Source organism: Clostridioides sp. ZZV15-6597 (assembly GCF_020657815.1).
In the GTDB taxonomy this organism is placed as follows: Bacteria; Bacillota; Clostridia; order Peptostreptococcales; family Peptostreptococcaceae; genus Clostridioides.
The window spans coordinates 1-446 of the sequence record NZ_JAGWCT010000256.1 but is presented as its reverse complement, the minus strand read 5'-3'; the positions used below and the strand labels follow the sequence as shown (position 1 = coordinate 446).

Below are 446 nucleotides of genomic sequence, written 5' to 3'. Positions count from 1 at the left end.
ATATTTACCATTACAATAAAAGTAGTTACAACTAGAAAACGAAATAAGTTAAAGTAAGTTGGCAAATTGGAGGTTTTTAAATATGAAAGCATTTAAAAAGCACTTCTTGATACTTTCTTTGATATTTTTACTTATTATATCATGTTTTAACAATATACTATGCTTTGCTGATGAGTCTGAAAATTCAAAAAAAATAAGAGTTGGATATTGTGATGACTACGGAATAATATCCTCATCAAAAGAGCATTCTTATACAGGATATGGTTATGATTATCTAAGAGAAATCTCAAAATATACAAGATGGGAATATGAATTTGTAAAAGGGTCTTGGGAAGAATGTTTAGACAGACTAGAAAAGGGTGAAATAGACTTACTCGGACCTTTACAGAAGAATGATGAAAGAAATAAACTATTTAATTTTCCTAAACTAAGTTCAGGATATGAAT

The 446-nt window shown here is 27.8% G+C and carries 1 protein-coding gene; it reads left to right on the top strand.

From position 1 onward, the window contains the following. Window positions 1-82: 82 nt before the first annotated feature. A partial coding sequence (locus KGF52_RS21150; RefSeq protein WP_227841536.1) for a transporter substrate-binding domain-containing protein occupies window positions 83-446 on the top strand: 364 nt, incomplete at its 3' end.